An 18,370-nucleotide genomic window follows, 5' to 3' on the forward strand; every position below is an offset into this window, starting at 1 on the left:
TTGGGGGTGCGCGTGCAAAAGTTGATCGAGTCGGTGGAAGGGCTGTCCTTGACCGAGAGGAAAGCCCTCGCCGTGATGCTCGGGAGGAAAGGGATCAATCTGTTCGGCATAGCGCCGATGTTCAAGCGTGATGCCTCCCAGCCGCTGCTTTTGTCCTATGCGCAGGAACGTCTGTGGTTTCTCTGGCAGTTGGACCCTGACGGTAGTGCCTACAACATGTCGTCGGTACTGCGCCTGCAAGGCTCTCTGGACAGCGATGCCTTGCAGGCAGCCTTCGACGAGCTGGTCGCTCGGCACGAGCCGCTGCGCACCCGCTTTGCCGAGGTCGACGGCCAGGCAGTGCAGCACGTCGACGCTCAGGGCCGCATTCAGGTCGAGCAGCAGGCAGTGGGCGACCCGGCAAGTTTGGCCGAGCTGATCGAGGCCCATGAGCAACAGCCCTTCGACTTGCGTGAGGGGCCACTACTACGGGTCAAGTTGCTGCGTCTGGGTGACCAGCAACACGTGTTGTCATTGGTGCAACACCATATCGTTTCCGATGGCTGGTCAATGCGCATCATGATCGACGAGCTGATCAAACTGTATAGCGCCCGTGTCTCGGGCAGCACAGCTGCGCTGGCGGCATTGCCGGTGCAATACGCCGACTACGCCCTTTGGCAGCGCAGCTGGATGGACGCCGGGGAGCGTGATCGCCAGCAGGCCTACTGGAAGCAACGTCTCGGCGGCACCCAGCCGGTGCTGGAACTGCCTGCCGACTTCCCTCGACCCCAGGCCATGAGCTATCGCGGCGACCGGCTGGACTTCCAGCTTTCAGAAGCGTTGACCCAAGGTCTCAAAGACCTGGCCCGGCGCGAAGGCGTGACGCTGTACACCTTGCTGCTGGCCGCGTTCCAAGCATTTTTGTACCGCTACAGCGGCCAGGAAGATGTGCGCGTCGGTGTGCCAGTGGCGGGGCGCAATCGCCCTGAGGTCGAAGGCCTGATCGGCTTCTTCGTCAACACCCAGGTGTTGCGCGCGGTGGTTGATGGCAGCCGACCCTTCACCGAGTTGCTCGCCCAAGTGCGTGAGGCAACCTTGCAAGCCCGTGAATACCAGGACCTGCCGTTCGAACAGCTGGTCGAGCTGCTGCAGCCACAACGCAGCATGAGCCATAGCCCGTTGTTCCAGGTCATGTACAACCACCGTGGCCAGGAAGTCGGTGAAGCCTCGGTCACCCGCTTGCCGGGCCTTGAGGTGAGCAACTACGACGCCCGCCAGCACACCGCGCAGTTCGACCTGACCCTGGAAACCGTGGAAACCCCCGGCGGTATCGGTGCCTCCCTGGTGTTTGCCACCGACCTGTTCAGCCCCGCCACGGTTCAGCGTCTCGGCCGCCACTGGCAGAACCTGCTGCAGGGCCTGCTGGTCAACCCTGCCGAACGGGTCGACGCCTTGGCGTTGTTCGACGCCGCCGACTGGCAACAGCTTGTTCACGGTAACAACGCCACGCCCATGGCGGTACCGGCGTTGCCGGTGCACCAGCAGTTCGCCGCCCTGGCGGCACGTACCCCGGATGCCCCGGCACTGGCCTTTGCCGAGCAGGTGCTGAGCTACGCCGAACTGAACCTACGCGCGAACCAGTTGGCCCATCGGCTGATTGCCCTGGGCGTTGGCCCTGAGGTGATGGTGGGCCTGTCGGTCGAGCGCGGGGTTGACCTGGTAGTGGGCCTGCTGGCCATCCTCAAGGCGGGCGGTGCCTACATTCCCCTGGACCCAGCCTACCCACAGGCGCGCTTGGACTACATGATCGAGGCCAGCAACATGGGCCTGTTGCTGACCCACCAAGCCCTGGCTCCGCGCTTCGAAGGCCGTGGCCCGCAGTTGTTGTGCCTGGACCGTCTGCCCCAGGCAGCGCTAGCACTGGACGACCCGCGGCCGAACCTGCCCGCCGACTCAGCGGCGTATGTGATCTATACCTCCGGCTCTACCGGCAACCCCAAAGGGGTGGTGATCAGCCACCATGCTCTAGCTAACTTCGTCGCGAGCATGGCGCAGCAACCTGGCCTGGACGCCGCTGACCGAATGTTGTCGCTGACCACCTTCTCGTTCGACATCTTCGGCCTGGAGCTGTACGTGCCGTTGACCTGCGGCGCCCAGGTGGTGCTGGCCGACAAGGACATCGCCCAGGACCCGTCGGCCGCGTTGGCGCTGGCCCGGCGCTGGTCCGTCACGGCCTTGCAGGCTACGCCGTCGACCTGGCGCATGCTGCTCGACCACGGCGACACCCAGGCACTTGCTGGCTGCAAATGCCTGTGCGGTGGGGAGGCCCTTGCGCCAGACCTGGCCGCGCGCATGCTGGAGGCCATCGGCCCGGTCTGGAACCTCTATGGCCCGACCGAAACCACCATCTGGTCGGCGCGCTACCGGCTGGACATCGAGCACCCACGGCCGCTGCTCGGCCAGCCGATCGGCAACACTCAGCTGCATGTGGTCGGTGCCGACTTTGGCCCGGTACCAGAGGGTGTGGCGGGTGAGCTGATGATCGGCGGCCAGGGCTTGGCCCGCGGTTACCTCTACCGCGCCTCGCTCACCGCCGAGCGCTTCTTGCCCAACCCGTTCTCCAACCAGGGCGAGCGGCTGTACCGCACCGGTGACGTGGCGCGGCTGAACGTTGGCGGCGAGTACGAATACATCAGTCGCGCAGATCATCAAGTGAAAATCCGTGGTTTTCGCATCGAATTGGGCGAGATCGAGTCGGCCCTATTGGGTTGCGAGGTGGTACGCGAGGTGGTCGTGGTCGCCCAGCCGGGCATCGGTGGTGACCAGTTGGTGGGTTATGTCGTGGCGCACGACCCGGCGTTGGCCCAGGCCGACAGCGTCACCCAGAATGCCGTTCGCGAGCAACTCAAAGGCCGGCTCAAGGCACAGTTACCGGAGTACATGGTGCCGGCGCACGTGATGTTCATAGCGGCCATGCCGCTGACGCCTAACGGCAAACTGGACCGCAAGGCCCTGCCCAAGCCGGATGCCAGCCAATGGCAACAGGCCTATGTGGCGCCACGTACTGTGCTGGAGCAGCAACTGGCTGTCATCTGGCAGACGCTGCTCAAGCTCGAACGGGTTGGCTTGCACGACAACTTCTTCGACCTGGGCGGCCATTCGCTGCTGGTCACCCGGCTGGTGTCGCGCATTCGTGACGAGTTGGGCCGTGAGGCACGCCTGCGTCAGGTCTTCGAAAACAGCACCCTGCAAGCCCAGGCGGTGATGCTCGAAGCCTTGCCGTCGGACGGCGGGCCACGTATCACCCCTGCGCCGCGTGAAGGTGTATTGCCGTTGTCTTACGCCCAGGAGCGTTTGTGGTTCCTCTGGCAGATGCAGCCCTACAGCGCTGCCTACAACCTGCCGCGTGCCCTGCGCCTGCGTGGCGTGTTGGATATCGAGGCCTTACGTGTCAGTTTCGGCACCCTGGTGGCCCGCCACGAGCCGCTGCGCACCACCTTCGCCCATGACGCAGAGGGTGTTCGCCAGGTGGTGCATGCCGCGCTGCCGGTGCAGATTCAGGTGCATGCCCAGGCCGATGACAGCACGCTCGTTACCCGTTTCATCGAAGAGCAGGTGCGCCAGCCGTTCGACCTGGTCAATGGCCCATTATTGCGCGTAGCCCTGTTGCCGCTGGCAGATCAGGACCACCTGCTGGTGCTAACCCAGCATCACATCGTCTCCGACGGCTGGTCGATGCAGGTAATGGTCGATGAGCTGGTGCGCAGCTATGTCGCCCAGGTCGAAGGCCGTGAGCCGGACTTTGCTGCCTTGCCGATCCAGTACGCCGACTACGCGCTGTGGCAGCGTCAGCGCATGGACGGCGGTGAGCGCGAGCGGCAATTGCAGTACTGGCGTACGCAGCTGGGCGAGCAGCAGCCCGTGCTGCAACTACCCGGCGACCGTACGCGCCCGGCCCAGCCCAGCCACCGTGGCGGGCAGCTTGAACTGAAACTGGAAGCGCCGCTTTGCGAAGGCTTGCGTGAGCTCGCCCAGCGTCAGCAGGCGACCTTGTTCATGGTCTTGCTCGCCGGGTTCCAGGTGCTGTTGCATCGCTACAGCGGCCAGGACGATATCCGCGTCGGTGTGCCGGTGGCCAACCGCAACCGCCAGGAAACCGAAGGCCTGCTCGGGGTATTCATCAACACGTTGGTTATGCGTGCCAATGTCGATGGCCGCTTGCCATTCAGTCAGTTGATCGAGCAGGTGCGCCAGACCACCTTGCAGGCCCAAGACCATCAGGACCTGCCGTTCGAGCAACTGGTCGAAGCCTTGCAGCCTGAGCGCAGCCTCAGCCATACCCCGCTGTTCCAGGTGCTGTACAACCACCGTGCCCAGGGTACCCAGGCTCAAGGGCCGCTGGTATCCGGGCTGAACATCGAGCTATTGGCCGCCGACATTCAGGAGGCCAAGTTCGACCTCAACCTGGAAACTGTCGAAACCCCCGAGGGCGTGATCGCCACCCTGGTGTATGCCGCCGACCAGTTCGACAGCGATACCGCTGAGCGCCTGCTGGCCGACTGGCGCCGCCTGTTGCAAGCGATGGTGGCCGATGCCGCCCAGCTGGTCGGGGCCGTACAGATGGGCAGCGAGGCGTCGCGTCAGGCAATGGCTGAACTGTGCCAAGGCGATGTGCGGGATGACAGCCAGGCACTGCAAGCCTTGCAGCTGTTCGAAGAACAGGCACGGGCCAATCCGTCCAAGTTGGCGCTGGTATGTGGCGAGCAGCGCCTGAGCTATGGCGAGTTGAACCAGCGCGCCGGGGATCTGGCCGTGCACCTGCAAGCCAACGGTGTCGGCCCGGAATGTGTGGTGGCGATTGCCGCCGAGCGTTCGGCGCAGTTCGTGGTTGGCCTGCTGGCGGTGTTCAAGGCCGGTGCAGCATTCCTGCCGCTGGAGCTGCGGGCACAACCTGCGCGTACCCGGCAGATGCTTGAAGACAGTCAGGCGTGCCTGCTACTGGGGCCGGCTTCCTGGCTGGTCGAACACGCCACGTCGCCTGCTGTGCACGGCCTTGCCTTCGAAGCGTTTGCCCAGTTGCCGCACGGTGGTTCGCTCAGTGCCATACCGTGCGATGCCGAGCTGGCCGCATACGTGATCTTCACCTCCGGCTCCACAGGCCGGCCGAAAGGTGTGCTGGTCAGCCAGGGTGCGCTGGCCGACTACCTGGCTTCGGCGCTGGCGGTGCTGCCATTGGAAGGGGTAGAGCGCATGGCGCTGGCCTCCACCCTGGCCGCCGACCTGGGCTACACCACCCTGTTCTCGGCCCTGTGCAGCGGCCGCACCCTGCACCTGCTCGACGAGCAACTGGCCATGGATGCCCAAGGTATGGCGCAGTACATGAGCCGCGAGACGATCGACTTCATCAAGCTGGTGCCTTCGCACCTGCAATCATTGCTCAAGGTGGCCGAGCCAGCCGAAATGCTGCCGCGTCGCTGCCTGGTTTTGGGTGGCGAATCCAGTGGTGTCGAGTTACTGGCCCAGGTCCAGCAACTGGCGCCGGCATGCCGGGTGGTCAACCACTATGGCCCGAGCGAAACCACCATTGGCGTGCTGGCCACCGAGCTGCCGGCGGCCGCGCAATTGTCGGGCATGCCCTTGGGGCACCCGCTGCTCAACGTGCGTCTGCAACTGCTGGATGCGAACCTGCAAGCGGTGGTCGAAGGGGTTCACGGCGAACTGTACGTGGGTGGGCCGAGCCTCGCCCGAGGCTACCTGGGCCGCCCGGGGCTCACCGCCGAACGCTTCGTTCCTGACCCGCAGGCCAGTCATGGCGAGCGCCTGTACCGCACGGGTGACCGGGTACGTATCCATCACGGCACGATCGAGACCCTTGGCCGTATCGATGACCAGGTGAAGGTCCGCGGTTACCGGGTCGAGCCCGGTGAAATCAGTGCCTGCCTGCGCGGCATGGCGGAACTGGTCGATGCCGCTGTGGTCGCCCGTGACACCGAGCAGGGCAAGCAACTGGTGGCCTATGTGGTAGCGCCGTCCGATGTCGGTGTACTGCGTGAGCAAGTGCGGGCCTACCTGCGCCAGCACTTGCCCGAACACATGATTCCGGCCCACGTGGTGAGCCTCGCGGCCCTGCCGCTGACCGCCAACGGCAAGCTTGACCGCCAGACCCTGCCTGCCCCCGACCTGGATGCCGCCCGCGCCACCTATCAGGCACCGCAGACCTCGCTGCAGCAACAGGTCGCGCAGATCTGGCAGGACGTGCTCAAGGCCGAGCGCGTAGGGCTGGGCGACAACTTCTTCGAACTGGGCGGCCATTCGCTGCTGGTCATGGGCGTGCTCTCGCGCCTGCAACTGGAACTGGGTATCGGCGCCGCTCCCCAGTTGATGTTCCAGTTCCCTGTACTCAATGAATTTGTCGATCACCTGGAGCCGCCTGTCGCAGTGCTGGATGCGGACCGTTTGAATCGACTGGAAAGTTTGCTGGATGAGGTGGATGAAGCATGATGGAAAATAAAGCAGCTGCACTGAAGATCGCCGAGCGCTTCATCCTGCTACCGCTGGAAAAACGCCGGGTCTATTTGCAGAAAATGGCTCAGGAAGGCATTTCCCCGGCCAACCTGCCCATCCCCCGGACCAGTGCCCAGTTCGAGCATGTACCACTGTCATTCGCCCAGCAGCGCCAGTGGTTCATCTGGCAGATGGCGCCGCACAGCAGTGCCTATGCCATTCCACGTGCCTTGCGCCTGCATGGCGCCCTGGATCTTGCGGCGCTCGAGGGCGCCTTCGCCCATCTGATCGCCCGCCACGAGCCGCTGCGCAGTACCTTCCATGAGCACGACGGACAGGCGGTGCAAGTGATTGCCGAGCCGAGCGCACCGAACATCGTCGCCGAGCCGCTGGCCTGCTCGGTCGACCCAGTGCAGCGCGATCAGCAGATTCGTGCTGCGGTGGAGGAGGAGACCCAGCGCCCGTTCGACCTGGGCAGCGGTCCGTTGCTGCGGGTCAAACTGCTGCGCCTGGCTGCTGACGACCATGTGCTGGTGCTGACCCAGCACCACATTGTCTCCGATGGCTGGTCGATGCAGATCATGGTTGACGAGTTGATCCGTGGGTATGCCGCGCTCAGTACGGGTGGCTCCCTCGACTTGCCGGCGTTGCCAATACAGTATGCCGACTACGCCATCTGGCAACGCCACTGGATGGAAGCAGGCGAGCAGGAGCGCCAGTTGAGCTATTGGCGCGAACAGCTCGGCGCGATCCAGCCGGTACTCGAGCTGCCCACCGACTACCCACGCCCAGCGGTGCAGAGCATGCAGGGCGCTCGCCTACAGGTGCCGTTCAGCCGTGCGCTCAGCGACCAGCTCTCAGCCCTGGCGCAGCAGCAGGGTGCCAGCATGTTCATGTTGCTGCTGGCCTCACTCCACACCCTGTTGTACCGCTACAGCGGCCAGCAGGATCTGCGCATCGGTGTGCCACTGGCCAACCGGAACCGGGTGGAGACCGAGCGCCTGATCGGCTTCTTCGTCAACACTCAGATCATCAAGGCCGAGCTGCATGGCGAGTTGAACTTTCTCGACCTGCTCGCGCAGGTACGCGCCACCACCTTGCAAGCCCAGCAGCATCAAGAGCTGCCGTTCGAGCAACTGGTGGAAGCCCTGCAGCCGGAACGCAGCCTCAGCTACAACCCGCTATTCCAGGTGATGTACAACCACCAGAGCGCAGGCAAGGGCGCCAGCCAGTCGCTGGGCCAGTTGCCGGGCCTGAGCGTGGAGAGCCTGGAGTGGGAGATCCGTAGCGCCCACCTGGACCTGACCCTGGACACTGTCGAAGGCCCCGAGGGGCTGTCGGCCAAGCTGGTCTACGCCACCGACTTGTTCAGCGAGGCCACCGCCCAGCGTCTGGTGGACCACTGGCTCAACCTGCTGCGAGGCATCGCCGCCAACCCTGCGCAGACCCTGGGCGCGTTGCCGCTGCTCAGTGACGCCGAACAGCGCACCTTGCTGCTCGATGGCCAGCCACAAAGCGATGCCCAGGCGCCGCTGGTACACCAGCGCATTGCCGAGCAGGCGCGGCTCACCCCGGATGCTCCAGCGGTGCTGTGTGGCGATCGCACACTGACTTTCGCCCAGCTCGACCAACAGGCCAACCGCCTGGCCCACGCCCTCGTCGCCCGTGGAGTCTGCCCGGAAAGCCGGGTAGCGGTGGCCTTGCCGCGCAGCGAACACATGATCGTGGCCCTGCTCGCGGTACTCAAGGCCGGCGGGGCCTACGTCCCACTGGATAGCCAATACCCTCGCGAGCGCCTGGCCTACCTGATGGGCGACGCAGGCATTGGCTTGTTGCTTACCGACACCAGTCTGCAAGCGCAACTGCCGTTACCCGAGCAGGTCGCCGTGTTGCTGTTCGACAGCCTCGACCTGAGCGCCTTGCCGCATCAGGCGCCCGAGGTGAACGTCGACCCGCGCAACCTGGCCTATGTGATCTACACCTCCGGCTCCACTGGCCTGCCCAAGGGTGTGGCGGTCAGCCACGGCCCTCTGGCCATGCACTGCCGCGCTATCGGTGAGCGCTACGAGATGCGTACCGACGATTGCGAGCTGCTGTTCATGTCGTTCGCCTTTGACGGTGCCCAGGAGCGCTGGCTCACTGCGCTGACCCACGGCGCGCGCCTGCTGGTGCGCGACGACAGCCTGTGGACCCCGGAGCAGACCTGCTGGCAGATGCACGAACACGGTGTGACCGTGGCGGCGTTCCCGCCGGTGTACCTGCAACAGCTGGCCGAGCATGCTGAGCGCGAGGGCAATCCGCCGGCAGTGCGTGTCTACTGCTTTGGTGGCGACGCGGTGCCCCAGGCCAGTTTCGAACTGGTCAAGCGGGTGCTGCGCCCGCAGTACATCATCAACGGGTACGGCCCCACCGAAACCGTGGTCACGCCGCTAATATGGAAGGCCGCGACCAGCGATGTCTGCGCGGCCGCCTACGCACCGATCGGCACGCGTATTGGCCATCGCCGCACCTGCATTCTCAACCTTGAACTGAACCTGCTGCCGCCGGGCGCCAAGGGGGAGCTGTACCTGGGCGGGGAAGGGCTGGCCCGTGGTTACCTGGACCGGCCTTCGCTAACAGCCGAGCGCTTCGTGCCCGACCCATTCGATGGCCGGGGCGGTCGCCTGTACCGCACCGGCGACCTGGTCAGTCAGCGCCAGGACGGTGTGTTCGACTACCTCGGCCGGATTGACAACCAAGTGAAGATCCGTGGTTTCCGTATCGAGCTCGGTGAGGTCGAAGCCCGTCTGCAAGGGTTGGTCGAGGTTGTCGACGCTGTGGTCGCGGCTCAGGACGGCAACACCGGCAAACAGCTGATCGGCTATGTGATCGCCCAATCTGGCACGGCCCGCGAAGGCCTGGCCGAGCGCCTGCGCGGCCAGCTCAAAGCGCTGCTGCCCGATTACATGGTGCCCACGCACATCCTGTTCGTCGAGCGGTTCCCGGTCACCCCCAACGGCAAGCTCGACCGCAAGGCGTTGCCCAAGCCGGACACCAGCCTGCTGCAACACAGTTACGTGGCGCCGCGCACCGAGTTGGAACAGCGCATCGCCGAGATCTGGCAAACCGTGCTCAAGCTCGAACGCGTCGGCCTGAGCGACAACTTCTTCGAACTGGGCGGCGATTCGATCATCTCCATCCAGGTGGTGAGCCGGGCACGTCAGATCGGTATTCGTTTCACCCCCAAGGACCTGTTCCTGCACCAGACCGTGGAAGGCCTGGCCACGGTGGCCCAGGTCGATGACGGCATCGCCCTGATCGACCAGGGCCCGGTGACCGGCCCGATCACGCTGCTGCCGGTGCAGCAAGCGTTCTTCGCCGAGTCGATGGCCGAGCGCCATCACTGGAACCAGGCAGTGCTGCTGCAACCACAGCAGGCACTGGATGCTGCCGCGCTGGGCCAGGCGTTGGATGCGCTGCTCGAGCACCATGATGCCCTGCGCCTGCGTTTCGTCGAGCAGGACGGTGTGTGGAGTGCCAGCCATGGCGAGACGGGCCCGCGCCCGCAACTGCTGTGGCAGGCCAGCCCGGACTCGTTCGAGGCGCTCTACGCGCTGGCCAACCAGGCCCAGGCCAGCCTTGACCTGGCCAGCAGCGAGCTGGTGCGTGCCGTACTGGCGACCTTGCCCGATGGCAGCCAGCGGCTGTTGTTGGCCGTGCATCACCTGGTGGTCGATGGTGTGTCCTGGCGCATCCTGTTCGAGGACCTGCAAAGCGCCTACCAGCAGATCGTCCAGGGCCAGACCGTGCGCCTGCCGGCCAAGACCAGTGCCTACCAGGCCTGGGCCGCCCAGCTTCAGGCGCATGCCCAGAGCCCGCTTTTGCTGCAGGAGCTCGAAGGCTGGCAACAACGCCTGCGAGGTGCCCCTGAAGGCGTGCCATGCAACAACCCGGCCGCCAGCCAGGAAAAGCGCCACGCCGTGAGCGTGTACACCGTACTCGACAAGGACCTCACCAGCCAGTTGCTGCAACGTGCCCCGGCGGCCTACCGCACCCAGGTCAACGACCTGCTGCTGACCGCTCTGGCCCAGGTGCTGTGCGATTGGAGCGGGCATGGGTCGGCGCTGGTCCAGCTCGAAGGCCATGGCCGCGAAGCTCTGGATGACGCGATTGACCTGACCCGCACCGTTGGCTGGTTCACCAGCGTGTTCCCGGTGCACCTCGCGCCGGCCGCTGACATCGGCAGCTCGATCAAACGCATCAAGGAACAATTGCGCGCAGCGCCCAACAAGGGCCTGGGCTTTGGCGTGCTGCGCTACCTGGCCGGTGCGCACGTGCGGCAGGCCATCGAGGCGTTGCCGGTGCCGCGGGTGACGTTCAACTATCTCGGCCAGTTCGACGGCAGCTTTGATGCCGAGCAGGGGGCACTGTTCACCCCGGCGCAGGAGTCGGCGGGCGAGGAGCAAAGCCCGTCGGCGCCGCTGGGCAACTGGCTGACCGTCAATGGCCGCGTCTATGACGGCGAGTTGAGCCTGAGCTGGACATTCAGTGGCGAACGTTTCGAGCAGGCGGCCATGCAAGCCCTGGCCGATGCTTACGGCGTTGCCCTGCGGCGTGTGGTCGAGCACTGCTGCCAGGCTGACAGCCAGGGCGTGACCCCGTCGGACTTCCCATTGGCCCGCCTGACCCAGGCGCAACTGGACAGCCTCGGCCTAGAGGCCGGCCAGATTGAAGACATCTACCCGCTGTCCCCGATGCAGCAAGGCATGCTGTTCCACAGTCTGTACGAGCAGGGTGACGGGCATTACATCAACCAGTTGTGCCTGGAAGTGCGCGGTCTTGACCCACAGCGTTTCGTGCAGGCCTGGCAGGCCATGCTCGACCGTCACGACATCCTGCGCACCGGCTTTGTCTGGGGCGGGCTGTTTGAGCAACCGGTGCAGGTGGTGCGCAAGCACCTGCAGTTGCCGTACGCCGAACACGACTGGCGCCACAAGGCCGACCAGCAGGCGAGCATGGCCGCATTACTGGTCAGCGAGCGCGAGCGCGGCTTCGATGTCGCACAGGCGCCATTGCTGCGCCTGGTGCTGGTGCGTACCGGCGAGGATTGCTACCAAGTGGTCTACACCAACCACCATGTGCTGATGGACGGCTGGAGCAATTCACAGTTGCTGGGCGAGGTGCTGCAGCACTACGCCGGCCAGCCCGCCCAGCGTCAGCCGGGCCGGTTCCGCGACTACATCGGCTGGCTGCAGCAACGTGACGCGGTGTGCGGCAAGGCCTTCTGGGATGGGCAATTGCGCCACCTGGGCGAGCCGACCCGGCTGGTGCCGGCCATGGCCGCTGGCAAGCTGCCTGGCCTGAGCGGCCACGGCCACTGCTCCCGCCTGCTGGACCAGGCCACCACCCAGCGGCTGGCCGATTTCGCCCGCCAGCAGCGGATCACTCTCAACACCCTGGTGCAGGCTGCCTGGTTGCTGCTGTTGCAGCGTTATACCGGCCTCGACACCGTAGTGTTCGGTGCCACCGTAGCGGGTCGGCCGGCTGAATTGAAGGGCGTCGAGCAACAGGTCGGCTTGTTCATCAACACCCTGCCAGTAATTGCCCCGATTCGTCCGGAGCTACGCCTGGGCGCCTGGCTGCAGGCTCTGCAGAACGACAACCTGGTCCTGCGCGAACACGAGCACACTGCGCTGTTCGATGTGCAACGCTGGGCAGGCCTTGAAGGGCAGGCGCTGTTCGACAACCTGCTGGTGTTCGAGAATTATCCGGTCTCGCAAGCCCTGCGGGAAGGGGCGCCGCAAAGCCTGGAGTTCGGCGATGTCGATGTTCATGAGCAAACCAACTACCCGCTGACCTTGGCGGTGAACCTGGGCCAGACCCTGTCGTTCAATATCAGCTATGACCGCGCCTGCGTCGATGAAGCCGGCGTCGAGCGCCTGCTTGGCCAGATGGCGCGCCTGTTGCTGCAGATGAGCGGCGATGCAGAGCGTGCCTTGGGCGATTTCCAGGTGCTGGAAGCCGACGAGCACGACCGCATCATCCGGCAGTGGAACGCCACCGACATGCGTTACCCCGACGAAGTCGCCGTGCACCGCCTGTTCGAGGGGCACGCCCACGCGCAGCCCGAAGCGATTGCCTTGATCAGTGGTGAGCGCAGCTTGAGCTACAAGGCGCTCAACCAGTGTGCCAACCGCCTGGCTCTCGACCTAGCGAAACGCGGGGTAGGGCCGGATGTGCTGGTCGGCGTGGCTGCCGAGCGCAGCCTGGAAATGGTCATTGCCCTGTTGGCCATTCTCAAGGCCGGCGGCGCCTATGTGCCGCTCGACCCTGAGTACCCGCAGGACCGGCTGGCCTACATGATTGAGGACAGTGGCATCGAATTGCTGCTGACCCAGGCTCACCTGCGTGTCGCGTTGCCGGTGGGTGACGCTGTTCGCATCCTGACTTTGGATGGCTACGCCGAGGTGTTCGATGGCGACCTGCTGACCGATCCGTGCGTCGAGCTCAACCCGGAGAACCTCGCCTACGTCATCTACACCTCGGGCTCCACCGGCAAACCCAAGGGCGCCGGCAACCCGCATCGGGGCCTGAGCAATCGGTTGTACTGGATGCAGCAGGCTTATCCGCTGGCTGCTCACGACTGCGTGCTGCAGAAAACGCCTTTCAGCTTCGACGTATCGGTGTGGGAGTTCTTCTGGCCGCTGATGACCGGCGCACGCCTGGTCATGGCGGCCCCTGGCGATCATCGCGAACCGGCTCGCCTGGTGGCGGTAATCGAAGCGCAGCAGGTCACCACCTTGCACTTCGTGCCGTCCATGCTTCAGGCCTTCATGCAGCACCCCGAACTCTCGGGCTGCGCGAGCCTGCGGCAGATCATGTGCAGTGGCGAAGCATTGCAGGTGGATACCCAGCAGCAGGTGTTCGAGCGCCTGCCGCAGGTGGGATTGTACAACCTCTATGGCCCGACCGAGGCGGCTATCGATGTCACCCACTGGACGTGTCGTGACGAAGGCGCCGATACCGTGCCGATCGGCCAGCCCATCGCCAACCTGGCCACCTATGTGCTCGACGGCGAACTGTCACCGGTGCCGGTCGGCGTCACCGGCGAGCTGTACCTGGCCGGTACCGGCCTTGCCCGTGGCTACCACCGTCGTCCGGCGCTGACCGCCGAACGCTTCTTGGCCAGCCCGTTCGTGCCTGGGACGCGCCTGTACCGTACCGGCGACCTCTGCCGTCAGCGTGCCGATGGGGTGATCGAGTATCTAGGCCGCTCCGACCACCAAGTGAAAATACGCGGCTTGCGCATCGAACTGGGTGAAATCGAGTCGCGCCTACTGGAACAACCGCAGGTTCGCGAGGCCGTGGTGCTTGCCGTTGAACTCAATGGCAGCAAGCGCCTGGTTACCTACCTGGTGCCCACCGACGCCAGCCTGCTGGACGATGTGCCTGCTGCGCAGCAGGCACTGCACCACGAATTGAGCCAGGCGCTGCTGTGCGAGCTGCCGGACTACATGGTGCCGACCCAGACAGTGGTACTGGCGCGCATGCCGCTCAGCCCCAACGGCAAGCTTGACCGCAAGGCCCTGCCGCGGCCGCACACCGGTCCAGGCGCCGTTGCTAGGGTGGCACCGCGCAATGCCTTGGAAGCCAGCCTGGTTCAGATCTGGCAGGACGTGCTGGGGCTGGAGCAGGTGGGTGTTACCGACAACTTCTTTGGCCTAGGCGGTGACTCGATCATCTCCATTCAGTTGGTCAGCCGCGCTCGCCAGGTGGGCATCGTCTTCAGCGCCAAAGATCTGTTCCAGCAACAGACCATCGAGAAGCTGGCACTGTGCTGTGACACCAATGATCGCGCGCCGGCCACACCCGTGCCGGTGGTGCCGTTGCACGGCCTGAACGAAGCGCAAGTGTTGGCCCTGCCGATCGAGCATGCGCGGGTCGAGGCACTTTACAGCCTATCGCCGATGCAGAAGGGCATGCTGTTCCTCGGCCTCAACACCCCGGAGGCCGATCTTTATGTCAACCAGTTGAGCATTCCGGTGCACGGCCTGGATGGCGAGCGCTTCGCTGCCGCTTGGGCCGCCGTCAGCCATCGCCATGCGGTGCTGCGTACCGGTTTCTTGTGGCAGGACCTGGATGAGCCACTGCAGTTCGTCATGGCCGAGCTACCGGTACCGCTGACCTCCTATGACTGGCGCGGCGAACAGAACGTCGAGACGCGGGTGTCAGCGCTGGCCGAGGCCGAACGCCAGCGCGGCTTCGCCCTCGAGGCGCCGCCGTTGCAGCGGCTGGTGCTGGTGCGCACGGGCGAAGACAGCCATCAGCTGATCTGGACCTACCACCACATCCTTATCGACGGCTGGAGCACTTCACAACTGATGGGCGAGGTGCTGGCACACTACGCTGGGCAGACGCTGGAGCCGGTAGTCGCCTATGGCAACTACATCGCCTGGCTGCGTGCCAAGGACGTGAACGCCGCCGAAGGCTTCTGGCGCGGCCAGCTGGCGCGCCTGGACGAGCCGACCTACCTGGTCAACGGCTTCCCGGCGCAACCGGCTGGGCAGGGCCACCATGCGCTGTACACCCGCTTGGACGCCCAGGCCACCGAACAGCTCAAGACCTTCGCCAAGGCCGAGCAGGTCACCCTCAACACCCTGGTGCAAGGTGCATGGCTGTTGCTGCTTAGCCGTTACAGCGGCCAGCGTACCGTGGCCTTCGGGGCGACCATGGCCGGCCGCCCGGCAAGCCTGGTGCACAGCGAGCGCATCCTTGGCCTGTTCATCAACACATTGCCGGTGATCCAGGAAATCGCCCCAGGCCAGTCGGTCGGCCAATGGCTGCGCAGACTGCAGGACTACAACCTGGAAATGCGCGAGCACGAGTACACGCCGCTCAGTGATATCCAGCGCTGGTCGGGCCGCAGTGGTCAGTCGCTATTCGACAGCATAATCGTCTTCGAAAACCAGCCAGTGGACCGCACCCTGCGTGAATGGAGCGGTGAGTCGCTGCGCTTCGGCGACCTGGAAAGCTCCGGTGTGACCAACTTCCCGATGGACCTGATGGTCACCGTCGAAGAAGGCCTGGTGATCGAATACATGTATATGCGCGAGCACTTCAGCGAAGCTGCGGTAGCGTCGATCCGCACCAACATGCAAGGCTTGCTGGCGGTGCTAGCCAGCGACGCGGGCCGCCTGCTCGGCGAGATCGGCCTGCCTGAGGGCCTGGCCCAGCTCGACGCACCCCGCTTGCCAGCGCAGCTGAACGAGCCGACCTTCGTGCCGGTGCACCAGCGCATCGCGCAGCTTGCCCTCAGCCAGGGCGGGTGCCCTGCGGTGCGGGTCGGCGAGCAGGTGCTAAACTTCGCCGAACTCGACGCGCGAGCCAATGCCCTGGCCCACGCGCTGATCGCCCGCGGCGTTGGCCCGGAAATTCGTGTAGGCGTGGCGATGCCGCGCAATGCCGGGCAGGTGATTGCCTTGCTGGCGGTGCTCAAGGCCGGCGCGGGTTATGTGCCGCTGGACAGCAGCTACCCCCGTGAGCGGCTGGAGTACCTCATCCAGGATTCTGGCATCGCCTTGCTGCTGACCGAGTCGCCGCTGCTGTCGCGCTTGCCGGTGCCAGCCACCTTGCAGGTGCTGAGCCTCGACACCCTGGTGCTGGACGACCAGCCGCACACCGCGCCGCTGGTTGAGCTGCATGCTCACAGCCTGGCCTACGTGATCTATACCTCAGGCTCCACCGGCCGACCCAAGGGCGTGGTGGTCAGCCATGGCCCGCTGGCCATGCATTGCCAGGCCATCGGCGAGCTGTACGAGATGAGCCCGCAAGACTGCGAACTGCACTTCATGTCTTTCGCCTTCGACGGTTCCCACGAACGTTGGCTGACCACGCTGACCCACGGCGGCAGCCTGTTGCTGCGCGACGACAGCCTGTGGACGGCGGAGCAGACCTACCAGGCCATGCAACGCTACGACGTGACTGTGGCTGCGTTCCCGCCGGCTTACCTGCAACAGCTGGCCGAACATGCCGAGCAGGCGGGTAACCCGCCTGCAGTGCGGGTCTACTGCTTCGGTGGCGATGCCGTTCCGCAGGCCAGTTACGACCAGGCGCGCCGGGCATTGCAGCCGCGCTACATCATCAACGGCTACGGCCCGACCGAAACGGTGGTGACGCCACTGCTGTGGAAGGCGGCCGAGGGCGAGATGTGCGGTGCGGCGTACGCGCCCATCGGGCGCTGCGTCGGGACGCGGGTTGGGTATGTCCTCGACCAGGACCTCAACCCATTGCCGGTGGGTGCTGCCGGTGAGCTCTACCTGGGCGGTGAGGGCCTGGCACGTGGCTATCTGGACCGCGCCGGGCAAAGCGCCGAGCGCTTCGTGGCCGACCCGTTTGGCGGCCCGGGAGACCGCCTGTATCGCACCGGCGACCTGGTGCGCAAGCGCATCGATGGTATCTATGACTACCTGGGCCGTATCGACAACCAGGTGAAGATTCGCGGCTTCCGCATCGAGCTAGGCGAGATCGAGGCCAGCCTGCGCCAGGCGCCGACCGTAACCGATGCCGTGGTGGTGGCCCGCGAGGGCGGCAGCGGCAAGCAGCTGGTGGCCTATGTAGTGGCGACCAGCAGCCAGGCAACGGGCCTGTGCGAGGGACTTCGTGCGCAACTGCAGCAAAGCCTGCCGGACTACATGGTGCCTGCCCAATGGGTTGTGCTCGATAGCTTACCACTGACCCCCAACGGCAAGGTCGACCGCAAAGCGCTGCCAGCGCCGCAAGCCGTACCCCAGGGTGATGACTTCGTCGCGCCACAGACCGAACTGCAGCGTGCATTAGCCGAGATTTGGCAGGCGGTGCTGAAGGTCGAGCGGGTGGGCCTGACAGATAACTTCTACGACCTAGGCGGCGACTCGATCCTCAGCCTGCAGGTGATCGCCAAGGCGCGTCGTTTGAAAGCGCTGGGGCTGAACCTGAAGCTGCGAGACCTGGTGCAGAAGCCGACCATCGGCCAGCTGACGGGTGTGGATGACAGCGACGCGGTGTCGCCGCTGCTGACGCTCAACCGTGTTGTCGAGCAAGTACCGCCGTTGTTCTGCGTGCATGCGGGGTTTGGCACCGTATTCGACTACGAGCCACTGGCCCGGCGTCTGAATGGTAAGCGTACGCTGATCGCCATCAGCAACCGCATGCTGCTGGACGCGCAGTGGCAGGACGACTCGCTTGAGAGCATGGCGCGGGACTACGTGACCTACCTGCGCCAGAGCCAGCCTCGGGGGCCGTACCACCTGGCCGGCTGGTCGCTGGGCGGGACCCTGGCGCTGCTGATGGCCGCCGAGCTTGAAGCGCAGGGCCAGAAGGTTGCCTTCGTCGGCCTGCTCGACAGCTTCGTACCCTCCGCCAGCTGCAGCGTCGAGGACGACTGGCTGGAGGACTTGCAGTCCTTCTCCCGGGTGATGTTGCCGGGCACCACGGTACCGGCGGTCAACGGGCCGGAAAGCCCTGACGCCATTCGCCGTTTGATGGCGCAGATGGTCGTCGAGCGCGATACCAGTGAGGCTGCCCGTTCGGCCTACGCAGCACTGAGCAGTGACGAACTGGCTAACGTGTTCGTGGTCGCCCGAAAGCTCAAGCAGTTATCAGTGCTGTTGCCGCGCTGCCGCGAAGTGGCGGTCGAACCCGTCAGTTGGTGGGTGCAGGGTCGCGATGCCGGGCGCCGAGCCCTGGCGGACCAGATCGGCCAGCCATTGGCCGGCGATGTGCTGTCATGCGGGCACTTCGAAATTCCGCGTGATGCCTCCCTGCTCGCGGCGCTTGAAAATGCCCTGGATACCCTGACCGTGCCAGTTACCGTCTGCTGACCCTTCCTTAATCTCTCAACCGCCGGTCGTGCCTAGCGCCGACCGGTCTG

General features: G+C 65.0%; 2 protein-coding genes. Both read left to right on the forward strand.

The genetic code is table 11. The features are described 5' to 3' along the window. Positions 1-12 precede the first annotated feature (12 nt). Entirely contained in the window at positions 13-6,480 is a 6,468-nt protein-coding gene (locus PPA02S_RS03495; protein WP_154660046.1) for a non-ribosomal peptide synthetase, read from the forward strand. Beyond that, positions 6,477-18,320 carry a non-ribosomal peptide synthetase gene (locus PPA02S_RS03500; protein ID WP_028632195.1) on the forward strand — a complete coding sequence of 3,948 codons (11,844 nt, stop codon included), beginning with the start codon at positions 6,477-6,479 and terminating at the stop codon, positions 18,318-18,320. Before PPA02S_RS03495 ends, PPA02S_RS03500 begins: the two co-directional genes overlap by 4 nt. The last annotated feature ends 50 nt before the right edge of the window (positions 18,321-18,370 follow it).

This window comes from Pseudomonas parafulva NBRC 16636 = DSM 17004 (assembly GCF_000730645.1).
Classification (GTDB): Bacteria; Pseudomonadota; Gammaproteobacteria; order Pseudomonadales; family Pseudomonadaceae; genus Aquipseudomonas; species Aquipseudomonas parafulva.